The following is a 20,185-nucleotide window of genomic DNA, read 5'->3' as shown; positions in this document are numbered from 1 at the left end:
TGTCGCGCCAGCGTTCTAGCCTCGCTTCACCACGCGAGGAGGCGTCATGACCACGGAACACGTCAGCACTCATCAGGCCGAGGAGGATGCCCGCAACGAGGCGATCCTGATCTATGTGAACGGCCGGATCGTTCCAAAGGCCGAAGCCTTGGTCAGCGTCTACGATGCGGGCTTCATGTTGGGTGATGGGGTCTGGGAAGGAATTCGTCTCTACAACGGCACATGGGCCTTTCTCGACGAGCATCTCGACCGGCTGTTCGAGGCCGCGAAGGCCATCGATCTCGACATCGGGATGGACCGGGCCGGCGTCGCAAAGGCCCTTCTCGATACGCAAAAGGCCAATGGCATGAATACCGATGCCCATGCCCGTCTGATGGTGACGCGTGGAGTCAAGACACGACCGTTTCAGCACCCGAAGCTCAGCCAGAGAGGGCCGACGATCGCGATCATCATGGAGCATTCTCGCCCGAAACTGCCGCGCCCGATCCGGCTCGCGACCGTTCCACATATGCGCGGCCTGCCGATGACGCAGGACCCCAAGCTGAACAGCCATTCCAAGCTCAACTGTATCTTGGCCTGCATCGCCGCCGAGAAGGCTGGCGCGGACGAAGCCCTGATGCTCGACGTGCATGGCTTCGTGAACACCACCAACGCCTGCAACTTCTTCATCGTCCGCAAGGGCGAGGTTTGGACCTCGACAGGCGACTACTGCATGAACGGCATAACCCGCGGCAAAGTGATCGCGCTCTGCCGCGCTAACGGCATCCCGGCCTACGAGCGGAACTTCTCGCTGGTTGATACCTACTCGGCCGACGAGGCCTTCCTGACCGGTACCTTCGGTGCGCAGACCCCGGTCGGGATGATCGATGGCCGAGTGATCGGAACCGGGCAGATGGGCCCGATGACCGAGCGGCTGCGTGGACTTTACAAGCAACTCGTCGGCGCCTGACGGCTGTACGGTTGCCAGTTGCTTTCCTGACGGAATCCAGACGCGGAGAATTTGATGAAGATCGCCATGTGGTCCGGGCCACGGAACCTTTCGACCGCGATGATGTATTCCTTCGCTGCCAGGGGCGATTGCGCCGTTTGGGACGAGCCCTTCTACGCTGCCTATCTAAGGGCAACCGGCCTGACGCATCCGATGGGCACCGAAGTAATCGCTGCCGGAGAGCTGGATCCGGCTCGGGTTGGCGCCGCCTGCGCGGGGCCAAATCCGCAAGGGCAGAGCCTGTTTTATCAGAAACACATGACCCACCATATGATCCCAGACTTCGACCGGGGCTGGATGAGATCGGTGGCGAACGTCTTTCTGATCCGCCACCCGGCCCGCGTTGTCGCCAGCTATCAGCAGAAGCGCGAAGAGCCGACGCTTGCCGATCTGGGTTTTGTCCAGCAGGCCGAACTTTTCGATCAGGTCGCTGCATGGCTGGGCCGCGCGCCCGTTGTGATCGACAGCGCTGACATCCGCGATAACCCGCAGGTGATGCTGGAAAGTCTTTGCAGCGCACTTGGCATTCCCTTCACCGAGAAGATGCTGCACTGGCCGGCTGGCCCGAAGCCCTATGACGGCGCCTGGGCGCCGCATTGGTACAATGCCGTCCACCGCTCGACCGGGTTCGAAAGCGCCGAAGGTCCGCTGCCCGAACTGCCGATGACCTATGCAAGGCTGGTCGACCTTGCCCTGCCACATTACGCGCGGCTCAGGGCCCATGCCCTTTGACCGGAGGTCTTCTCCGGTTGCTGTCCTCTGGCATCAGGCCTTTCGGGGTCAGGTGTCGGGCGGAAGAAGCACATTGGTGCCCCATTCCGCGCAACGCGCCAGCAAGTCGCCCGCCAGAGGCCGGTCGGTGAAGAACGCGTCCAACTCGGCAAGCGAGGCAAGCCGCACGGGAGCGGTTCGCGAGAATTTGGTGTAGTCGGCGACAAGAAAGCGCCGCCGCGCCTGCCGCAGGATCGCTTTCGACACGCGCACTTCGGCCAGGTCGAAGTCGAGCAAGTCGCCGTCAGGATCGATGGCCGAAACACCGATCACCGCATAGTCGACCTTGAACTGCTCGAAAAACTGCGTGGTCAACTCGCCGACAAGACCACCATCGCTGCGGCGCAGGGCGCCGCCGGCCACGATCACCTCGCACGAGGGGTTGGCAACCAGCGTGTTCGCCACATTCATGTTGTTGGTGATGACGGTGATGTTGCGGTGCGACATGAGTTCGCGCGCAACTGCTTCCGTCGTGGTGCCAAGGTTCAGGATAAGGGACGAGTTGTGCGGGATCGCCGCGGCACAGGCACGCGCCAGTGCCATCTTGCCCGCCTCGTTCGTGCGGCGTCGTTCCTCGTAGCCGATGTTCGAAACCCCGGTGCGCAGAATCGCTCCGCCATGCACGCGGTCTAGAAGGCCTGCATCAGACAGTTCGGTCAGGTCGCGCCGTATGGTCTGAAGCGTAACGTCAAAGCGCCGCGCGAGATCCTCGACGACAACGCGCCCCTCGACACGCGCGAGGTCAAGGATCTCGGACTGGCGAAAGCTCAGGGCCACGAGTCGTTCCTTATTATGCGTTTGCCGCTCAGGGACGCGCGAATTTGCGCCACATGCGAATGGCAATCAGCGCCTATCACCTTGTTATTGGCATGTGGTCCGAACTCTGTCCACGTTTCGATCATATTCGCGCACGGAATTCCTAGCTGCACCGCAATATCTGCGTTCTGCACCGCAGAATGTTCGTTTTAAGGAAAATCGCGCGCAAACGAAAATTCCTGTTGCTTCGTTTCCCTATCTGCGAGACATCTGTCGCGGGAAGAGGAAACGGGGCGGACCGGCGCGTGGGCGAGGCGGATCTTTTCATCATAGGTGGCGGCATCAACGGCTGCGGCATTGCCCGCGACGCCGTCGGCCGCGGCTTGTCGGTGATCTTGGCCGAGCAGGCCGATCTGGCTCAGGGTACCTCATCCGCTTCGACCAAGCTGTTCCATGGCGGGCTGCGCTATCTTGAGTATTTCGAGTTCCGGCTGGTCCGGGAGGCGCTGGAAGAGCGCGAGACTCTACTTGTCGCGATGCCGCACATCTCCTGGCCGATGCGCTTCGTGCTGCCATTGCATCAAGACATGCGCTTTGACTCGGATACGCCGACGTCACGGCTGCTTGGCACGGTCATGCCCTGGATGAAGGGGCGGCGGCCAGCCTGGCTTATCCGGTTGGGGCTCTTCCTGTATGACCACCTCGGCGGTCGCAAGATCCTGCCGCCCACGCGGGCGATCGATCTGGCCAAGGATCCGGTTGGTCGACCGCTGAAGGCCGGCTTTGCAAAGGCCTATGAATACTCCGACTGCTGGGTCCAGGATGCCCGACTGGTGGTGCTCAATGCGCGGGATGCGCAAGCCCGCGGTGCACGCATCCAGACGCGGACCCGTGTGGTCTCGGCACAGCGCGAAGGCAATCTCTGGCGGGTCGAGACTGAAGGCGCGTCGGGTCGCAGCACGCACTACGCCCGTGCACTGATCAACGCCGGCGGTCCCTGGGTCGAGGATGTGATCCGCAACGTAGCCCGCATCAATTCCAGCGAGGGTGTGCGCCTGGTGCGAGGCAGCCATATCGTCACGCGCCGCCTGTTCGACCATGACCGCTGCTATTTCTTCCAGGGCAGCGACGGCCGGATCATTTTTGCCATTCCCTACGAACAGGATTTCACCCTGATCGGCACGACCGACAAGGATCATCGGGGATCTCCTTCGGAAGCGCAGTGCACGGACGAAGAGCGGGACTATCTTTGCGCCTTTGCCAGCCAGTATTTCGCAAAGCCGGTTACGCCAGCCGATGTGGTCTGGACCTATTCGGGTGTGCGACCGCTTTATAACGACGGGGCGAAATCGGCCACGGCTGCGACACGCGACTATGTGCTGAGCCTGGATACCGCCGGGGCGCCGATGCTGAACGTTTTCGGCGGCAAGATCACCACCTACCGCCGGCTTGCAGAACATGCGCTGGACAAGCTGGCCCCGGTTCTGGGTGTGACTGCAAAAGGCTGGACCGCCCGCGTTCCCTTGCCGGGGGGCGATTTTCCGGTGGATGGCGTCGCAGACCTGATCGAAGGGCTGAAACGCGACTACCCGTTTCTTGATACGCTCTGGGCCGAGCGGCTTGTCCGTGCCTACGGCACCGAAACGCGTGCAATCCTGGGGGATGCCCGGACGGTCGCCGACCTGGGTCGCAGCTTCGGAGCGACGCTGACCGAGGCCGAGCTGCGCTGGCTCATCACACGAGAATATGCCGTTTCCGCCGAAGACGTTGTCTGGCGGCGGTCGAAGCTGGGGCTGCGCCTGTCGAAAGACGAGATCGCAGCCATCGACGACTTCATGGCAGCAGAACGAAAGGCCGTGGCCGCCGAGTAGGGCGGTCCGAGGGAGGAAAGACATGGCGCTGGAACTGGACGGGGTGGCAAAGGTCGTTGGCGGCCGCACCCATATCCACCCCACGCATCTTACGCTGGAGCGCGGCACGATGAACGTGCTGCTTGGTCCGACGCTGTCCGGCAAGACATCACTGATGCGGCTGATGGCAGGACTTGATGTGCCCACATCCGGACGTATCCGCTGGAACGGGCAGGATGTGACTGGATTGCGGGTGCAGGACCGCAAGGTGGCAATGGTCTACCAGCAGTTCATCAACTACCCATCCATGTCGGTCTACGACAACATCGCTTCGCCGCTGCGGCTGATGGGGAAATCGGCTGCTGACATTGATCGAGCCGTCAAGAAGACAGCGGATATGCTGAAGCTAACGCCGCTTCTGCAACGCAAGCCATTGGAGCTGTCGGGCGGCCAGCAGCAGCGCTGTGCGCTGGCGCGGGCGCTGGTAAAGGAAGCAGGTCTTGTCCTGCTGGACGAACCGCTAGCGAACCTCGACTACAAGCTGCGGGAAGAATTGCGCGCAGAGATTCCCCGGATTTTCGCCGAGTCAGGGTCGATTTTTGTCTATGCAACGACCGAGCCCGAAGAGGCCCTGCTCTTGGGCGGCAACACGGCGACGCTCTGGGAGGGCCGAGTGACGCAATTCGGCCCGACGCCGCAGGTCTATCGCGAACCGCAGGACGCGACGACCGCGCGCGTGTTCAGCGATCCGCCGATGAACTTCGTGCAGGTCTCGCGAACCGGCAACCGAGTGATGTTCGGCGATGGTCAGTCCGTCGAGGCGACCGGCGCCTTTGCCTCGCTGCGTGATGGCCGCTACGTTGCCGGCTTCCGCGCCAACCATCTCGAAATCAGCCGTCCGTCGGGACCGGCTCTGGAATTCCTTGCGACTGTCTCGGTGGTCGAGATCACCGGATCGGAATCCTTCCTTCACCTGACCCACGGACCGGATCGCTGGGTAGGACTGGTCCAGGGGGTTCATGACCGCGACCCGGGCAGCAAGCTGCAGGTCTGGCTGGAACCGCAGCATGTCTATGTCTTTGCCGAAGATGGCGCCCTTGTCGCCTCGGCGGCCTATGCGGCCGCAGCCTGAGGGGAGGGACACATGGCACGAATTACACTGTCGCACCTGGCACATAGCTACATGGCGAATCCCCGCGGGGAACAGGACTTTGCCCTGAAGGAGATGGACCACGTTTGGGATGACGGTGGCGCCTATGCGCTGCTTGGGGCCTCCGGCTGTGGCAAGACCACGCTCCTGAACATCATTTCTGGTCTGCTCAGGCCGAGTCAGGGCAGGGTCCTGTTCGGCGAGCGAGATGTCACCGACGCCGCGACTGCGGAACGCAACATCGCCCAGGTGTTCCAGTTCCCGGTCGTCTACGACACTATGACTGTGCGCGATAACCTCGCCTTCCCATTGCGCAACCGCGGGCTGGGCGCCGCATATGTCGCACAGCGGGTCCAAACCATAGCCCGCATGATCGGGATGGAGGCCGAGCTTGGCCGCAAGGCCCGCGGTTTGACCGCCGATGCCAAGCAGAAGATCAGCCTTGGGCGCGGCATGGTACGCGAGGATGTCAACGCCATCCTTTTCGATGAGCCGCTGACCGTGATCGACCCTCACATGAAGTGGGAGCTGAGGACGCAGCTCAAGGCTCTGCACCGGCAGTTTGGGCATACGATGATCTATGTCACCCACGACCAGACCGAAGCGCTGACATTCGCCGACAAGGTCGTGGTGATGCACGAGGGCCGCGTCGTCCAGACCGGGACGCCCGAGGAACTGTTCGAGCGTCCGAGCCATACCTTCGTGGGTTATTTCATCGGCTCACCGGGCATGAACCTGCTCGACGCGAAGGTCGAAGGTTCGCAGGCTGTGGTCGAGGGTGTACCGGTCCAGCTCGGTGCCCAGTACGGCCGTCCAGAAGGTCGCGTGCAGATCGGTGTGCGGCCGGAATTCGTGCGCCTGACACGTGACGAGGGACTGCCGGTGCGCATCACCCGGATCGAGGATGTAGGCCGGCACCGCATTGCGAGGGCGGAGTTCTTTGGCCGTGAGATCAACGCGATCCTGGCGGAAGACGCCCATGTACCCGCAGATGCGTCGCGTCTGGCCTTCGATCCCAATCACACGCTGGTCTATGCAAACGACTGGCGGGTCCAGCCGCATCCCGGCACCGAGGGGAGGGCAGCCTGATGGAAAAGACCGTCAACCACAAGGCATGGTTCCTTGTGCTGCCCGTTCTCGTTCTGGTCGCCTTTTCGGCCGTGATCCCGCTGATGACCGTGGTGAACTACTCGGTCAACGATACCTTCGGGAACAACGAATTCTTCTGGAACGGGCTCGACTGGTTCGACGAAATGATCCACTCGGACCGGCTCTGGGCCGCGTTCTGGCGGCAGGTGATGTTCTCGGCGATCATCCTGGTGATCGAAGTTCCGCTTGGCATCTTCATCGCGTTGAACATGCCGAAGAAGGGGATCTGGGCCTCGGTCTGCCTTGTGCTGATGGCACTGCCGCTGCTGATCCCGTTCAACGTCGTCGGAACGATCTGGCAGATCTTCGGACGGGTCGACATCGGCCTGCTCGGACATACGCTGCAAGCGCTTGGGATTGACTACAACTATGTGAACGACCCGATCGACGCCTGGGCGACGATCATCATCATGGATGTCTGGCACTGGACAAGCCTTGTGGCGCTTCTGTGCTATGCCGGGCTGCAGTCGATCCCGCAGGCTTATTACCAGGCCGCGAAGATCGACCAGGCGAGCCGGTGGAAGGTGTTCCGCTACATTGAGCTGCCCAAGATGAAGGGCGTGCTGCTGATCGCGGTGCTGCTGCGGTTCATGGACAGCTTCATGATCTATACCGAACCCTTCGTCGTGACCGGCGGAGGTCCCGGCAACTCGACCACGTTCCTATCGATCGACCTTGTGAAGATGGCCGTGGGGCAGTTCGACCTCGGCCCCGCCGCGGCCTTCTCGATCATGTACTTCCTCGTGATCATGCTGATCTCCTGGGTCTTCTACACCGTCATGACCAGCTTCGATCGGGAGGATGCTCAGAAATGACCACCGCCGCCGTTTCCGCCACCGCCCGCCAAGACCGTGCCATGCCGCGTGTCCGGGCATCTGCCGTGGTGATGTTTCTCTACATCGTGTTCCTTCTGCTGCCGATCTACTGGCTCCTGAATATGAGCCTGAAGACCAACACCGAGATTCTCTCGACCTTCACGCTCTGGCCACGGAATCTGACCTTCGCCAACTACCACACGATTCTGACCGATCCGGCCTGGTACATGGGTTATGTCAACTCGATCATCTACGTGGTGATGAACACGGTTATCTCGATCACCGTGGCTTTGCCGGCGGCCTATGCATTCAGTCGCTATACCTTTATGGGCGACAAGCACCTGTTCTTCTGGTTGCTGACCAACCGTATGGCGCCCGCAGCGGTGTTCGCCTTGCCGTTCTTCCAGCTCTATTCGTCGGTCGGGCTGTTCGACACGCATATTGCGGTGGCTCTTGCGCACTGCCTGTTCAACGTGCCTCTGGCGGTCTGGATCCTGGAAGGGTTCATGCGCGGCGTTCCGAAAGAAATCGACGAGACCGCCTATATCGACGGCTATTCCTTCGGGCGGTTCTTCATCCGTATCTTCATGCCGCTGATCGCCAGCGGCATCGGGGTCGCGGCCTTCTTCTGCTTCATGTTCAGCTGGGTCGAGCTCCTGCTCAGCCGCACGCTTACCTCGGTCAATGCCAAGCCGATCGCCGCGACGATGACGCGGACGGTTTCGGCCAGCGGCATGGACTGGGGCGTTCTTGCGGCGGCGGGGGTGCTGACCATCGTCCCGGGGGCCATCGTGATCTGGTTCGTTCGCAACTACATCGCCAAGGGCTTTGCCCTGGGGAGGGTGTAATGGTGTCTCGTCGCTGGCCGATGGTCTACGGCGTCACGGGCGCCGTGCTGCTCGCGATCCTGGCGCTTCTCTTCGCGGTGGCGCCGCGGAGCGAGGAGGGCGCAATTGCTTGGTTCGATCCGATGATCCCGGGCGGCTGGATGGCCTGGACCCTGCCGATCGCGCTTTTCTTCTATGTGATCGGCTGCCTTCTGGTGATATTCACCATCCTGGCAATCCGCTTCCCGGAAACGCCGCGCATCGGCGTGCTGCGCATCGAGACGACGCGTGGCGACCGCTTGTTCATTTCGCTTCTGGGGTCAGCCTTCATTTGTCTTGGCTGGCTCGCCGTCTTTGGCGCACCCCTCTGGGGGGCGCTGATCCTGTGCCTCGTCTACGCCGCAGCCGTATTCCGGTGGGTCTAGACGGGTCAGACTGCCCAGCCGGGGGGAGGCCCGGCCAATGACTGTACTCACGGGAGGAGACAGACTGATGAAGTTACGTCACACGTCAACAGCGATGGCGCTTGCGCTGCTCGCCTATGGCGCGCCCGCCTGGGCCGACATGGATGCAGCAAAGAAATTCCTGGACACCGAGATTGGTGACCTGTCGGTGCTGTCGCGCGCCGATCAGGAAAAGGAAATGCAGTGGTTCATCGATGCTGCCAAGCCCTATGCCGGCATGGAAATCAAGGTCGTCTCCGAGACGATTACGACGCATGAGTACGAATCCAAGGTCCTGGCACCTGCCTTCGAGGCGATCACCGGCATCAAGATCACCCATGACCTGATTGGTGAAGGCGACGTCGTCGAAAAGCTTCAGACGCAGATGCAGACCGGCGAGAACATCTACGACGCCTATGTGAACGACTCGGACCTGATCGGCACGCACTGGCGCTACCAGCAGGTGCGCAACCTGACCGACTGGATGGCTGGCGAAGGCAAGGACGTGACCTCGCCCACGCTCGACCTGGCGGACTTCATCGGGACCAAGTTCACGACCGCGCCCGACGGCAAGCTCTACCAGCTGCCCGACCAGCAGTTCGCGAACCTTTACTGGTTCCGCTACGACTGGTTCTCGGACCAGAAGACCAAGGACGACTTCAAAGCCAAGTATGGCTATGACCTGGGCGTTCCGCTGAACTGGTCGGCCTACGAGGACATCGCCGAGTTCTTCACCGGGCGTGACATGTCCTACATGGGTGGGCCCGCCACCGGTGTCTATGGCAACATGGACTACGGCAAGAAGGACCCCTCGCTTGGCTGGCGCTACACCGACGCCTGGATGTCGATGGCCGGCATGGGCGACAAGGGCGAGCCGAACGGCCTGCCGGTCGACGAATGGGGTGTGCGCGTGGACGAGAATTCGCGTCCCGTCGGCTCCTGCGTCGCGCGCGGCGGTGCGACTAACGACGCGGCGGCGGTCTATGCCGTGACCAAGGCGATCGAGTGGCTCCAGAAGTACTCGCCGCCGGAAGCCCAGGGCATGACCTTCGGCGAAGCCGGGCCGGTGCCTGCCCAGGGCAACATCGCCCAGCAGATGTTCTGGTACACTGCCTTCACCGCGGCCTCGGTCGCTCCGGGAACGCCCGTGATGAACGAGGACGGCACGCCGAAATGGCGGATGGCGCCCTCGCCGCATGGTGCCTACTGGTCGGAAGGCACGAAGATCGGTTACCAGGACGTGGGGTCCTGGACGCTGATGAAGTCCACGCCAGTGGATCGTGCCCAGGCGGCCTGGCTCTATGCCCAGTTCGTCACCTCGAAGACCGTGGACCTGAAGAAGTCCGACGTCGGGCTGACCTTCATCCGCGAAAGCACGATCGACAGCCAGCACTTCACCGATCGTGCCCCGAAGCTCGGCGGCCTGATCGAGTTCTACCGCTCGCCCGCCCGCGTTGCGTGGTCGCCCACCGGCACCAACATCCCGGACTATCCGAAGATGGCGCAACTCTGGTGGCAGAACATCGGCGATGCCATGTCGGGGGACAAGACCCCGCAGGAAGCGCTGGATGCCCTCTGCGCCGAGCAGGAGAAGGTGCTGGCCCGGATCGAGAAGTCCGGCGTGCAAGGCGATATCGGCCCGAAGCTGAACGAGGAGCAGGACCCGCAGGTCTGGCTTGACGCGCCCGGCGCCCCGGTCGCGAAGCTCGAGAACGAGAAGCCGCAGGGCGAAACGATCGGCTATGACGAGCTGATCAAGTCCTGGCAGAACTAAGGATCTGGGCCGGGCGGGGTTTTCCTCGCCCGGCTTTCCCTTGCCGCGCAGATCGGTTGCGGCATGATTTCTGCGCGCCCCGAGGCATCCGGGGCCGCCGCATGTGAACCGGAGTGCCGCCGCCATGTCCCACATCCTTGCCATCGATCAGGGCACCACCTCGACGCGTGCCATCCTGTTCGACGGAAACTTGCGGCTTGTGGCGACGTCTCAGCTGGAGTTTCCACAGCACTTCCCGCAGTCGGGCTGGGTCGAACATGATCCCGCCGATCTGTGGTCAACCACGGCCGCCGTCTCACGGGGTGTCATCGAGCAAGCCGGGCTGACTGGAGCCGACATCGCCGCAATCGGCATCACCAACCAGCGCGAAACGACCTTGGTCTGGGACCGCCAGACCGGCGACCCGATCCATCGCGCGATTGTCTGGCAGGACCGCCGCACCGCCGATACCTGCGCACGGCTCAAGGCCGAGGGGCTGGAGCCGAAGGTGACCGAGCGGACGGGCCTGCTGCTGGACCCCTACTTTTCGGCGACGAAGATCGCGTGGATCCTTGACCAGGTGCCCGGGGCGCGCGGTCGGGCCGAGCGTGGCGAGCTTGCGTTCGGAACGGTCGATACCTGGCTCATCTGGAAACTGACCGATGGCAAGGTCCATGCCACTGATGCAACGAATGCCGCTCGGACCCTTCTGTACGATATCGGTCGTGGCGCGTGGGATGATGAGCTTTGCACCATCTTCCGCGTGCCCCGCGCCGTCCTGCCCGAAGTGCGCGACTGTGCCGCCGATTTCGGCATGACCCGCGCCGACCTGTTCGGCCGCCCGATCCCGATCCGGGGCGTTGCGGGCGACCAGCAGGCGGCAACCGTGGGCCAGGCCTGCTTTGCACCGGGCATGATGAAATCGACCTATGGCACGGGATGCTTCGCGCTGTTGAATACTGGCCGGGACAGGGTGGCATCGAAGAACCGGTTGTTGACCACCATTGCCTATCAGCTGGACGGCAAGCCCACCTATGCATTGGAAGGGTCGATCTTTATCGCCGGTGCGGTGGTGCAATGGCTGCGGGACGGTCTGAAGATCATCCGCGAAGCAGGTGAAACCCATGCGCTGGCCGATGCAGCTGATCCCGGGCAGGACGTCATCCTTGTGCCGGCCTTCACGGGGCTTGGCGCGCCGTACTGGCAGCCGGAATGCCGTGGTGCCGTGTTCGGTCTGACGCGCAATTCGGGCCCCGCCGAGTTTGCCAGAGCCGCGCTTGAAAGCGTGGGCTACCAAACCCGGGACCTGCTCGAGGCGATGCGAGCTGACTGGGGTAGCCGCAGCGAGGGGATTTTGCGGGTGGATGGCGGCATGACGGCCAGCGACTGGGCCATGCAGTTCCTGTCCGACATCATCGGCGCGCCGGTGGACCGGCCGGTTGTTCGCGAGACGACCGCTCTCGGGGCCGCCTATCTCGCCGGGCTGGAATCCGGCCTTTGCCCCAGCCCCGAGGCCTTCGGGCAAAGATGGTCACTGGACCGGCGCTTCTCGCCCGGCCTGAGTGCCGCGCGGCGCGACGAAAAATACGCGCGCTGGCAGGCTGCTGTCGACGCCACCATCCGCTTTGCTGGTGGCGACCGGTCTTCCTGAGCGGCGGCGGCACTCCGTTCATCCTTCGAAAGCAGTCACGTCATGAAGCGCCAGAACAACGCGGCCTGGCTGTTCCTGATCCCCTCGGCCGTGATCCTGGCATTCGTTGGTGTCGTGCCGCTTGTCGCGGTCTTCAACTATTCCTTCCATGACATTTTCAGCCTCGATCAGGCCTACTGGATCGGGTCGCAGTGGTATGAGGAAATCGCCGGTTCACAGAGGTTCCGGGCAAGTCTGGCGCGCAGCCTGTCGTTTTCGGCGCTGGTCATCTCGGTCCAGTTCTCGCTTGGCATCTGGATTGCGCTGCTGCTCTCCCGCGCGCCTCGCTACCGGACCCCGGTCCTGATGCTCATGGCCGTTCCGCTTGTCGTTCCCTGGAACATGATCCCGATCATGTGGTTGAACCTCATCAACCCCGAGACTGGTCTGGTCGGCCGCGTGTTCGAGGCGCTTGGGATCGGGTTCGACTACAAGTTCACAGCCCTGCATACCTGGATCCTGCTGATTGTCATGGACACGTGGCATTGGCTCGGACTCGTGGTGATCCTTGTCTATGCCGGCCTTTCCGGCATCCCGCCCGCCTATTACCAGGCCGCGGCGATCGACGGCGCCTCGCGCCTTCAGGTGTTCCGGCACGTCCAGCTTCCCCGGCTGGCGGGCGTCCTGTCGATGGCGCTGGTCCTGCGCTTTGTCGACAGCTTCATGATCTATACCGAGGCCTTCCGCATCAACGCTGGCGGTCCAAGCGGAGCCACCACGTTCCTGGCGCTGGATCTGGGCGAGAACATCAATGGCTTCAGCTATGGCATCGCCGCGGCGCGATCGGTGATCTACTTCCTGATGGTGTTGGCGGTCGCCTGGGTGTTCCGGCTTGTCACGCAAGCGCGTGAAGGAGCCGGACAATGAGGACGGCGCGCTCGATCATGGGGTTTCTGGGCTTTGCCCTTCTGGCCGGGTTCATCCTTCTGCCGCTGGCACAGACCCTGTTTTTGAGCTTCCTGTCCACGATCCCGCGCGAGGGCATCCCGGAAGGGCAGGCCACGCTCCTGAACTATCGCAACATCGTCGCGATGCCCGCGCTGCGGGAGGCGGTCCTGAATTCGATCATCTACGCGCTTCTGAACGTGCTGCTCTGCCTCGCCGTGGGTCTGCCCGCTGCCTATGCGTTTTCACGCTACCGCTTCGTGGGGGACCGGCACTTCTTCTTCCTGCTGCTTGCCTTTCGGGTGACGCCGCCGGTCGTTCTGTCGCTGCCGGTGTTCATCCTTTTTGCAAAGGTTGGTCTGGTGAACTCGCCGGTCGGGATCGCGCTTGCGCATTGCCTGTTCAACATCCCGATCACGATCTGGATCCTCGAAAGCTTCATCTCGGGCATCCCGCGTGAGTTTGACGAGACGGCCTTTCTCGATGGTCACAACCTGCCCGGCTTTTTCGTGAAGCACCTTATCCCCGCCATCGCGCCGGGCATCGGTGTCGCCGCCTTCTTCTGCTTCATCTTTTCCTGGGTGGAAGTGGTGATCGCCCGCATCCTGACCGTGACGGCCGGCAAGCCGATCACGATGGCGATCAACGCGCTTTTCGGATTTCAAACGGATATCGGCCTAGTCATGGCGATGACCGTCGTCTCGCTGATCCCCGGCGTGGCGATGATCTGGTTCGTGCGCAACCACATCTCTCGCGGATTCGTGGTCAGGGTCTGAACTTCAAAGAAAAAGGCCGCAAGCGACCTGGGCTTGCGGCCGTTCATTACGGGGTTGTCTCCGCTTAGCCCTTCTTCGCCACCCGCGCGTTCCGCGTGGCGATCAGCTTCAGGCGCAGCGCATTCAGGCGGATGAACCCCTCGGCGTCCTTCTGGTCGTAGGCGCCTGCATCTTCCTCGAAGGTCACGTGCTTTTCGGAGTAGAGCGAGTGGTCCGACCACCGCGCCACGGTGCGCGCCACGCCCTTGTAGAGTTTGAGGCGCACCGTGCCCGAGACATGCTCCTGGCTCTTGTCGATCAGGGCCTGCAGCATCTCGCGTTCGGGGCTGAACCAGAAACCGTTGTAGATCAGCTCGGCATAGCGCGGCATGATCGAGTCCTTCAGGTGGCCTGCGCCGGAATCGAGCGTAATCTGCTCGATCCCGCGATGTGCTTCCAGCAGGATCGTGCCGCCGGGGGTCTCGTAGACGCCGCGCGACTTCATCCCGACGAAGCGGTTCTCCACCAGATCGAGAAGGCCGATCCCGTGCTTGCCGCCGATCTCGTTCAGTCGGGTCAGGATCGTCGCGGGCGACAGACGCTCGCCGTTGATCGCGACGGCGTCGCCCTTATCGAAGGCGATCTCGATGAACTCGGCCTTGTCGGGGGCCTGCTCGACCGGGACGATACGCTGATAGACGAAATCGGGCGCTTCCTCGGCCGGGTTCTCCAGCACCTTGCCTTCGGACGAGGTGTGCAGAAGGTTCGCGTCCACGCTGAAGGGCGCCTCGCCACGCTTGTCCTTGGCGATCGGGATCTGGTTAGCCTCGGCGAATTCCAGAAGTTTCGTCCGGCTGGTCAGGTCCCACAGCCGCCAGGGCGCGATCACCCGCAGGGCCGGGTCAAGCGCCGCCACCGATAGCTCGAACCGGACCTGGTCGTTGCCCTTGCCGGTCGCGCCATGCGCCACAGCATCCGCGCCCGTCTCGTGCGCGATGCGCACCAGTTCCTTGGCGATCAGCGGCCGGGCGATCGAGGTGCCGAGCAGGTACAGGCCCTCATAAAGCGCATTGGCGCGGAACATCGGGAAGACGAAGTCGCGCACGAATTCCTCGCGCACATCCTCGATGAAGATGTTCTCGGGCTTGATCCCCAGCATGACCGCCTTGGCGCGCGCCGGTTCAAGCTCCTCCCCCTGACCGAGATCGGCGGTGAAGGTAACAACCTCGCAGCCATATTCGGTCTGGAGCCATTTGAGGATGATCGATGTATCCAGCCCGCCGGAATAGGCAAGCACGACTTTCTTCGGCGCAGACATTCAGGGCCTCATCGGAAGGAACTTCGCTTTGGCCCTGCGTCTATTGCGTTTTGTCTGGCCCAGCAAGGGCAGCGGTCAGGGGGTGTCGACCCCGATCTTCTCGCGGAAGTAGGCAATCGCCTCGTCCGACAGGACGCGACCATCGGTCGCCGCCATAAGGGCCTCTTCCTCGGTCTGGGCGGCGGTGTCCTTTACCGCTTCTGCCTCGGCAAGCTCGACCTCGCTATTGGTCAGATTCACCTCGGCGGCTGCCAGATTGCCTTCGAGTTCGGATTTCTGTGTTTCGTACTCGGCGGTCGAGGGTCGTTCGGCCTCCAGCGCTGCGACCTGATCGGCGTAATCGTCAGCGTCTGGATCAAGTCCTGCGATCTTTTCGTCGATCTCAGCGTTTTTCGCTGCGTAGTCGGCTGAGAGATCATCGATCTCCTGTTGGATTCCGTCGCGAATATCCTTGTTCTCGGCGACGGTTGCGGCTGCCTCTTCGGCGAGGCGCCCGCTTTCAGTCGTCGCCAGAGCGGCATCGCGATAGGCAGAGATTCGGCCTACACGGCTGTTCGGGCTAGCATTTTCCCACGCGTGGGCGCTGGCATGATAGGCGTTGAGCCCCTTGAGTTCGGACGCGAACTTACCCGGATCATCGACCGAGAAGGCGACTTCGACCTCTTTCTCCGCGGGGGACTTCCGAGTTTTTGCGGATTTGGCCGGGGCGCTGGCCTTCGTCACCTTGCTGCTCGAGGCCTTGGCTGCCTGCGCCTTTCCGTTGGCGGAGTACGATTTGCCCGAACCGCCAGACGATCCAGCCTTTCCGGTGCCATTGCCGGATTTCTCTGACTTGCCGCCGCCATCCTTGCCTCCGCGGTTGCCTCCACCGCCGTTTCCGCCGCCTCCACCGTGGTCACCAGACTTCTCGTTCTTCGCATGTGCAGCGGTTGCGAAAGAGAACGGCGAGTCCGGCGCGATGCCTCCGAAAGTGATCGCCAGGATTCCCATGGCATAAATCGGGGTCAGACGGTTGAACATGATTGGCAGCTCCCTTTCCTGACCTTGGCCGACTAAGCCATAATAGCGGCGCAGATGAGGCGATTTGTGGCAAAGATTCGATCAGACCGGCGCTGACCCGATCGCATTGCCTCATCTGGCTGGGGGCAAATCCGGTTCCTTGGGCGCCGAAAAAGGGGAGTCGAAAGCTTTGCCCCAACTCGAAATGTCGGAATGCGATCTTCGAGCCCCGCACCTCGGCGGCATAACCTATCTGCCCGTGGGAAAGTCGCACGAAACGCTCATCCTTGCCGATGCTACTCCGACACTGCGGCCCGCCAGGGACTGGGGACCCATCGCACAGTGAAACGCTGGAGCGTCGGCGGTCCGAATATTCGGCCAAGACGGTCAGGAGTTGTGCCGGGGGTTTCAGGAGTTCCGGCACCAGATCATGCTGGGCGGTCCCTTGGCTGACCGCATTCGGACAGCGGTGAGTACATCCGGGGTCGGGCGTTGTCAGGGTCTCGGCGCGGGGATAAACGGGAGGAATGATCTCATTCGCCGATGCCGCCCGCAACGCAACGCTTGCCCTGCGCGATCTGTTCCCCGAGACGCCGCTGCAGCGCAACGATCACCTGAGCCAGCGCTACGATGCCGATATCTGGCTCAAGCGTGAGGATCTGACACCCGTGCGCAGCTACAAGCTGCGCGGCGCCTTCACGGCCATGCGCCGCCTGCTGGCCGCAAGGCCGGACCAAAGCCATTTCGTCTGCGCCAGCGCGGGAAACCATGCCCAAGGCGTGGCCTATGCCTGCCGTCATTTCGGAGTTAAGGGCACGATCTTCATGCCGGTCACGACGCCGCAGCAAAAGATCGACAAGACACGGACCTTTGGCGGCAACTCGATCGAGATCGTGCTGACAGGAGACTACTTCGACCAGACTCTCGCCGCGGCGCAGAGTTTCTGCGCCGAGAAAGCCGCACATTTCCTTTCTCCCTTCGATGATGATGACGTGATACTCGGCCAGGCGAGTGTCGGGGTCGAATTGCTCGATCAACTGGGCCGCGCACCTGATCTTGTGATCCTTCCGGTTGGCGGCGGCGGCCTCGCTTCGGGGGTAACGTGTTTCCTCCGCGAGGCGGCGCCTCAAACCGAGTTCATCTTTGTCGAGCCACAGGGCGGTGCAAGTCTGACGGCCGCGCTGAAGCATCATGGCCCTGCAACGCTCCCGCGGGTGAACAGCTTTGTCGATGGCGCCGCAGTGGCGCGAATCGGCGAGCGGAACTATGCCGCGCTGTCCTGGGCACGGCCAAAACAGGTCCTCCTTGCGCCTGAAGACCGCATCTGTGTCACGATGCTCCAATTCCTCAACGTAGAGGGGATCGTTCTGGAGCCAGCCGGCGCTCTCTCGGTCGATGTCTTGCCCGATCTTGCTGATAGCATCCGGGGCAAGACGGTGGTCTGCATCACGTCCGGCGGCAATTTTGACTTCGAGCGACTGCCCGAGGTCAAGGAGCGGGCGCAGCGCTACTCAGGCGTCAAGAAGTACTTCATCCTGCGGATGCCTCAGCGGCCGGGCGCCCTGCGCGAGTTCCTCACCATGCTGGGCCCCGAAGACGACATTGCGCGGTTCGAGTACCTCAAGAAGTCGGCGCGAAACTTCGGTTCGGTCCTGATCGGCATCGAAACCGGCAAGCCGTCGAACTTTGCTGAACTCTTTGCAAAGATGGAGGCGGCGGGTTTTTCCTATCGAGATATCACCCAAGACGAAACGCTGGCCGAATTCCTGATCTGAGATCCCGGATGCTACCGTGGATCAGGCTGCAAACTTGCTGGCCAATCCGGCCAGCAAGGCCGCGCGAGAAGCAGTGTAGCCGCTGACGATCGCGGATATGTCCGCCGCGACCCCGCACCGCGCCGCCCGTTCGCCCTCGCTGCAGAGGTTGGCAAGATCGGACAGGCCAAGGTTGAGCGCCGCACCCTTTAGGGCATGAAGCTCTGCCTCGTAGGAGGCCTCATTCGTGCCGGACCTCAGACGCCGAATGACATCATCCGCCTCGGCAAGGAACATTTCCAGCACCTCGGAAAAGTCCGCAGCGCCAATTTCCATGCGCAGCGACGCCACGCGGCCCCAGTCCACCATCGCAACCTCCTTCAACCCGACAAGCCACTCCCACCTCGCCTTTCTTGGGCTGGTGCGGTTAACGCCTGGTAAGGCGGTCTGGGCGTATTCGCGCGAATTTTACGCTTCACCCTGCATTAATCCCGGACGAGTCACGACTGTGCCAGATGGTTCAAGAAGGTCTCCGACGTGTCAGCCCATGGTCAACTCGACAATCCGGCGCCCGGGCCAAAGCCGCGGCGCGTGCTGGTCGTAGATGACAGTGCGGCTCAACGCCGGGTGTTGACGCTGGCGCTGCGGCAATCGGGCTACGCCGTCAGCGAGGCCGGTTCTGGGGCGGAAGCATGGAACCTCTGTCAGAACGGCAATTTCGACATCATCCTCAGCGACTGGGTGATGCCCGGCATGACCGGACCCGAGCTTTGCAGTCGTGTGCGCGGGCTGCCGCGGGATGCTTATGGATACTTCATCCTGCTGACCTCGAAGTCGGACAAGGCGGAAGTCGCGGACGGACTGAACGGCGGTGCGGATGACTTCCTGTCGAAGCCTATCAGTCCGGCCGAGCTGCGCGCGAGGATGCGCGCAGGCGAGCGTATCCTGTCGATGCACGACCAGCTGGTCGAAAAGAACCGGATGATCGGCAGCACACTCGACAAGCTCCAGGCCGTTTACGATTCCCTTGATCGGGACCTGATCGAGGCGAGGAAGCTGCAACAGACCCTGTTTCGTGACCGGCAGCGCGACTTCGGTCAGGGAAGGGTGACCATCCTCATGCGCCAGTCGGGCCATGTGGGCGGTGATCTGGTCGGCTGCTTTTCTCCGTCGCCAAGGCATCTGTCCTTCTATTCGATCGATGTGGCCGGGCACGGCGTGACCTCGGCGATGATGACGGCTCGGCTGGCCGGGTTTCTGGCGGGTGTCTCGACCGAGGTCGCCGGCCTGACGTCTGGGCAGCGTGACCGTTGGCCGCCCGAGGTATTTGCTGCCCGGCTGAACCGCATGATGATCGACGACATGAGGGTCGATTCCTATTTCACGCTGGCACTTGCTGAGGTTGACCTTCAAACGGGTAAGGTCCTGCTGGTCCAGGCCGGACATCCGCATCCTGCCATTCTGCGGTCGAACGGGCGTGTGGATTTCCTGGGGTCGGGTGGATTGCCGATCGGCCTTATTCCCGATGCCCGCTTTGATCGGGTGGAGACGCATCTTGAGCCCGGCGACCGAATGCTTCTTTTCTCGGATGGCGTGACCGAATGCGTGGATCCTGCGGGCAGGGAGTTCGGTGAAGCGGGTCTGGCAGACAGCCTTAGCCGATCTGCGGGCCTTCATGGTGAAGCGCTGCTGGACGTGCTGATAGACGACCTGAAGGTCTTCTCTGGTGTTGCGCAGTTCCGCGATGACGTTTCCGGTGTCCTGTTTGACTACCGCGGACCAGCCAGCAATTCCGCGAGCATCGCACGATCACCGGCATTGCCCAGACGCAACGCCGCTTCGGCCGCAGGCAACCAGACAGCCGTGTGACCAGGCTCGGTCGGCGGCCCGAGGCGCAGGATGGGCTGCGCCAGATAGATGGTGCACAGCTTTTCGGCCCAGAGATCGTATTCAGGCATGTAGGCGAACCGCCGGAACGCGCCCAGCCGGCGGGTCACCTCAATCTTCCAGCCGGTTTCCTCGATCACTTCGCGGTGCAGGGCCGCTACCGGCTGTTCGCCCCGGTCGATCCCGCCTCCGGGCAGCTGGAACTCGGGCGTCGGCTCCATCTGGAAAGTGGTCAGGACGCTGTCGCCCTGCATCAGGATGGCATAGACACCGTGCCGCAGACGGTAGCGCTGCCCTGACTTCACCGGCTCTCCAAATCTGCGGATCATCTGCTGCCCTTGGTGCTGAGGTTGTCGTGCCTATATAGTCGCGGTATGCCAAGGCTGGCCTGCCAA

Annotated in this window: 19 protein-coding genes; 14 read left to right on the top strand and 5 right to left on the bottom strand. The window is 62.4% G+C overall.

The genetic code is table 11. The features are described from left to right. Positions 1-46: 46 nt before the first annotated feature. Together L0V05_RS05115 and L0V05_RS05110 are read left to right on the top strand one after the other, a co-directional pair. Positions 47-949 (top strand): D-amino acid aminotransferase, encoded by a 903-nt coding sequence (locus L0V05_RS05115; protein ID WP_234869005.1) that lies wholly within the window; start codon positions 47-49, stop codon positions 947-949. A 54-nt stretch (positions 950-1,003) separates the two neighbouring features. Further along, positions 1,004-1,720: a sulfotransferase-like domain-containing protein gene (locus L0V05_RS05110; protein ID WP_234869004.1), complete on the top strand. Its 717-nt coding sequence runs from the start codon at positions 1,004-1,006 to the stop codon at positions 1,718-1,720. Between the two features lie 48 nt (positions 1,721-1,768). Here the strand turns inward: L0V05_RS05110 and L0V05_RS05105 are convergent, their stop codons facing one another. Continuing rightward, entirely contained in the window at positions 1,769-2,536 is a 768-nt protein-coding gene (locus L0V05_RS05105; RefSeq protein ID WP_234869003.1) for a DeoR/GlpR family DNA-binding transcription regulator, read from the bottom strand. A 284-nt stretch (positions 2,537-2,820) separates the two neighbouring features. Here L0V05_RS05105 and glpD point away from each other — a divergent pair, with 284 nt between their 5' ends. The 10 genes from glpD (at position 2,821) to L0V05_RS05055 (ending at position 13,853) form a co-directional block, all read left to right on the top strand. Beyond that, positions 2,821-4,386, top strand: coding sequence for a glycerol-3-phosphate dehydrogenase (gene glpD / locus L0V05_RS05100; protein ID WP_234869002.1), 1,566 nt, complete (start codon positions 2,821-2,823; stop codon positions 4,384-4,386). A gap of 22 nt (positions 4,387-4,408) precedes the next feature. After that, positions 4,409-5,497: an ABC transporter ATP-binding protein gene (locus tag L0V05_RS05095; protein WP_234869001.1), complete on the top strand. Its 1,089-nt coding sequence runs from the start codon at positions 4,409-4,411 to the stop codon at positions 5,495-5,497. Positions 5,498-5,509: 12 nt separating this feature from the next. Continuing rightward, entirely contained in the window at positions 5,510-6,604 is a 1,095-nt protein-coding gene (locus tag L0V05_RS05090; RefSeq protein WP_234869000.1) for an ABC transporter ATP-binding protein, read from the top strand. After that, the gene (locus tag L0V05_RS05085; RefSeq protein WP_234868999.1) at positions 6,604-7,479 is read left to right on the top strand and encodes a carbohydrate ABC transporter permease; all 876 of its coding nucleotides are present in this window, start codon (positions 6,604-6,606) and stop codon (positions 7,477-7,479) included. The genes L0V05_RS05090 and L0V05_RS05085 overlap by 1 nt, the downstream gene beginning before the upstream one ends. Beyond that, positions 7,476-8,327, top strand: coding sequence for a carbohydrate ABC transporter permease (locus L0V05_RS05080; protein ID WP_234868998.1), 852 nt, complete (start codon positions 7,476-7,478; stop codon positions 8,325-8,327). Before L0V05_RS05085 ends, L0V05_RS05080 begins: the two co-directional genes overlap by 4 nt. Further along, entirely contained in the window at positions 8,327-8,731 is a 405-nt protein-coding gene (locus tag L0V05_RS05075; protein WP_234868997.1) for a DUF2160 domain-containing protein, read from the top strand. Before L0V05_RS05080 ends, L0V05_RS05075 begins: the two co-directional genes overlap by 1 nt. A 67-nt stretch (positions 8,732-8,798) precedes the next feature. Further along, the gene (locus L0V05_RS05070) at positions 8,799-10,523 is read left to right on the top strand and encodes an ABC transporter substrate-binding protein (RefSeq protein WP_234868996.1); all 1,725 of its coding nucleotides are present in this window, start codon (positions 8,799-8,801) and stop codon (positions 10,521-10,523) included. Between the two features lie 124 nt (positions 10,524-10,647). After that, entirely contained in the window at positions 10,648-12,153 is a 1,506-nt protein-coding gene (glpK, locus tag L0V05_RS05065; RefSeq protein WP_234868995.1) for a glycerol kinase GlpK, read from the top strand. 42 nt (positions 12,154-12,195) lie between these two features. Continuing rightward, positions 12,196-13,059, top strand: coding sequence for a carbohydrate ABC transporter permease (locus tag L0V05_RS05060; RefSeq protein ID WP_234868994.1), 864 nt, complete (start codon positions 12,196-12,198; stop codon positions 13,057-13,059). Beyond that, positions 13,056-13,853 carry a carbohydrate ABC transporter permease gene (locus L0V05_RS05055; protein ID WP_234868993.1) on the top strand — a complete coding sequence of 266 codons (798 nt, stop codon included), beginning with the start codon at positions 13,056-13,058 and terminating at the stop codon, positions 13,851-13,853. The genes L0V05_RS05060 and L0V05_RS05055 overlap by 4 nt, the downstream gene beginning before the upstream one ends. A gap of 64 nt (positions 13,854-13,917) precedes the next feature. Here the strand turns inward: L0V05_RS05055 and L0V05_RS05050 are convergent, their stop codons facing one another. Together L0V05_RS05050 and L0V05_RS05045 are read right to left on the bottom strand one after the other, a co-directional pair. Beyond that, positions 13,918-15,150: an argininosuccinate synthase gene (locus L0V05_RS05050; protein WP_234868992.1), complete on the bottom strand. Its 1,233-nt coding sequence runs from the start codon at positions 15,148-15,150 to the stop codon at positions 13,918-13,920. 75 nt (positions 15,151-15,225) lie between these two features. Next, the gene (locus L0V05_RS05045) at positions 15,226-16,170 is read right to left on the bottom strand and encodes a hypothetical protein (RefSeq protein WP_234868991.1); all 945 of its coding nucleotides are present in this window, start codon (positions 16,168-16,170) and stop codon (positions 15,226-15,228) included. Positions 16,171-16,676: 506 nt separating this feature from the next. Here L0V05_RS05045 and ilvA point away from each other — a divergent pair. After that, positions 16,677-17,924 (top strand): threonine ammonia-lyase IlvA, encoded by a 1,248-nt coding sequence (ilvA, locus tag L0V05_RS05040; protein ID WP_234868990.1) that lies wholly within the window; start codon positions 16,677-16,679, stop codon positions 17,922-17,924. Positions 17,925-17,945: 21 nt separating this feature from the next. Here ilvA and L0V05_RS05035 read toward each other — a convergent pair whose 3' ends face one another. Next, positions 17,946-18,272 (bottom strand): Hpt domain-containing protein, encoded by a 327-nt coding sequence (locus tag L0V05_RS05035; RefSeq protein WP_234868989.1) that lies wholly within the window; start codon positions 18,270-18,272, stop codon positions 17,946-17,948. A 222-nt stretch (positions 18,273-18,494) separates the two neighbouring features. Here L0V05_RS05035 and L0V05_RS05030 point away from each other — a divergent pair, with 222 nt between their 5' ends. Continuing rightward, entirely contained in the window at positions 18,495-19,772 is a 1,278-nt protein-coding gene (locus L0V05_RS05030; protein ID WP_234868988.1) for a PP2C family protein-serine/threonine phosphatase, read from the top strand. On the opposite strand, the gene L0V05_RS05025 is transcribed toward L0V05_RS05030, so the two are convergent. Further along, the gene (locus tag L0V05_RS05025; protein WP_234868987.1) at positions 19,673-20,119 is read right to left on the bottom strand and encodes an NUDIX hydrolase; all 447 of its coding nucleotides are present in this window, start codon (positions 20,117-20,119) and stop codon (positions 19,673-19,675) included. The genes L0V05_RS05030 and L0V05_RS05025 overlap by 100 nt on opposite strands. Positions 20,120-20,185: the final 66 nt, after the last annotated feature.

This window comes from Alitabrizicola rongguiensis (assembly GCF_021491355.1).
Classification (GTDB): Bacteria; Pseudomonadota; Alphaproteobacteria; order Rhodobacterales; family Rhodobacteraceae; genus Aliitabrizicola; species Aliitabrizicola rongguiensis.
The sequence above is the reverse complement of the archived record's forward strand: the minus strand, read 5'-3'. Positions and strand labels throughout refer to the sequence as shown.

Coding starts and splice junctions, on each gene's coding strand:
- L0V05_RS05115 (WP_234869005.1), top strand. CDS start 47: ATGACCACGGAACACGTCAGCACTCATCAGGCCGAGGAGGATGCCCGC.
- L0V05_RS05110 (WP_234869004.1), top strand. CDS start 1,004: ATGAAGATCGCCATGTGGTCCGGGCCACGGAACCTTTCGACCGCGATG.
- L0V05_RS05095 (WP_234869001.1), top strand. CDS start 4,409: ATGGCGCTGGAACTGGACGGGGTGGCAAAGGTCGTTGGCGGCCGCACC.
- L0V05_RS05090 (WP_234869000.1), top strand. CDS start 5,510: ATGGCACGAATTACACTGTCGCACCTGGCACATAGCTACATGGCGAAT.
- L0V05_RS05085 (WP_234868999.1), top strand. CDS start 6,604: ATGGAAAAGACCGTCAACCACAAGGCATGGTTCCTTGTGCTGCCCGTT.
- L0V05_RS05080 (WP_234868998.1), top strand. CDS start 7,476: ATGACCACCGCCGCCGTTTCCGCCACCGCCCGCCAAGACCGTGCCATG.
- L0V05_RS05075 (WP_234868997.1), top strand. CDS start 8,327: ATGGTGTCTCGTCGCTGGCCGATGGTCTACGGCGTCACGGGCGCCGTG.
- L0V05_RS05070 (WP_234868996.1), top strand. CDS start 8,799: ATGAAGTTACGTCACACGTCAACAGCGATGGCGCTTGCGCTGCTCGCC.
- glpK (WP_234868995.1), top strand. CDS start 10,648: ATGTCCCACATCCTTGCCATCGATCAGGGCACCACCTCGACGCGTGCC.
- L0V05_RS05060 (WP_234868994.1), top strand. CDS start 12,196: ATGAAGCGCCAGAACAACGCGGCCTGGCTGTTCCTGATCCCCTCGGCC.
- L0V05_RS05055 (WP_234868993.1), top strand. CDS start 13,056: ATGAGGACGGCGCGCTCGATCATGGGGTTTCTGGGCTTTGCCCTTCTG.
- L0V05_RS05050 (WP_234868992.1), bottom strand. CDS start 15,150: ATGTCTGCGCCGAAGAAAGTCGTGCTTGCCTATTCCGGCGGGCTGGAT.
- L0V05_RS05045 (WP_234868991.1), bottom strand. CDS start 16,170: ATGTTCAACCGTCTGACCCCGATTTATGCCATGGGAATCCTGGCGATC.
- ilvA (WP_234868990.1), top strand. CDS start 16,677: ATGATCTCATTCGCCGATGCCGCCCGCAACGCAACGCTTGCCCTGCGC.
- L0V05_RS05035 (WP_234868989.1), bottom strand. CDS start 18,272: ATGGTGGACTGGGGCCGCGTGGCGTCGCTGCGCATGGAAATTGGCGCT.
- L0V05_RS05025 (WP_234868987.1), bottom strand. CDS start 20,119: ATGATCCGCAGATTTGGAGAGCCGGTGAAGTCAGGGCAGCGCTACCGT.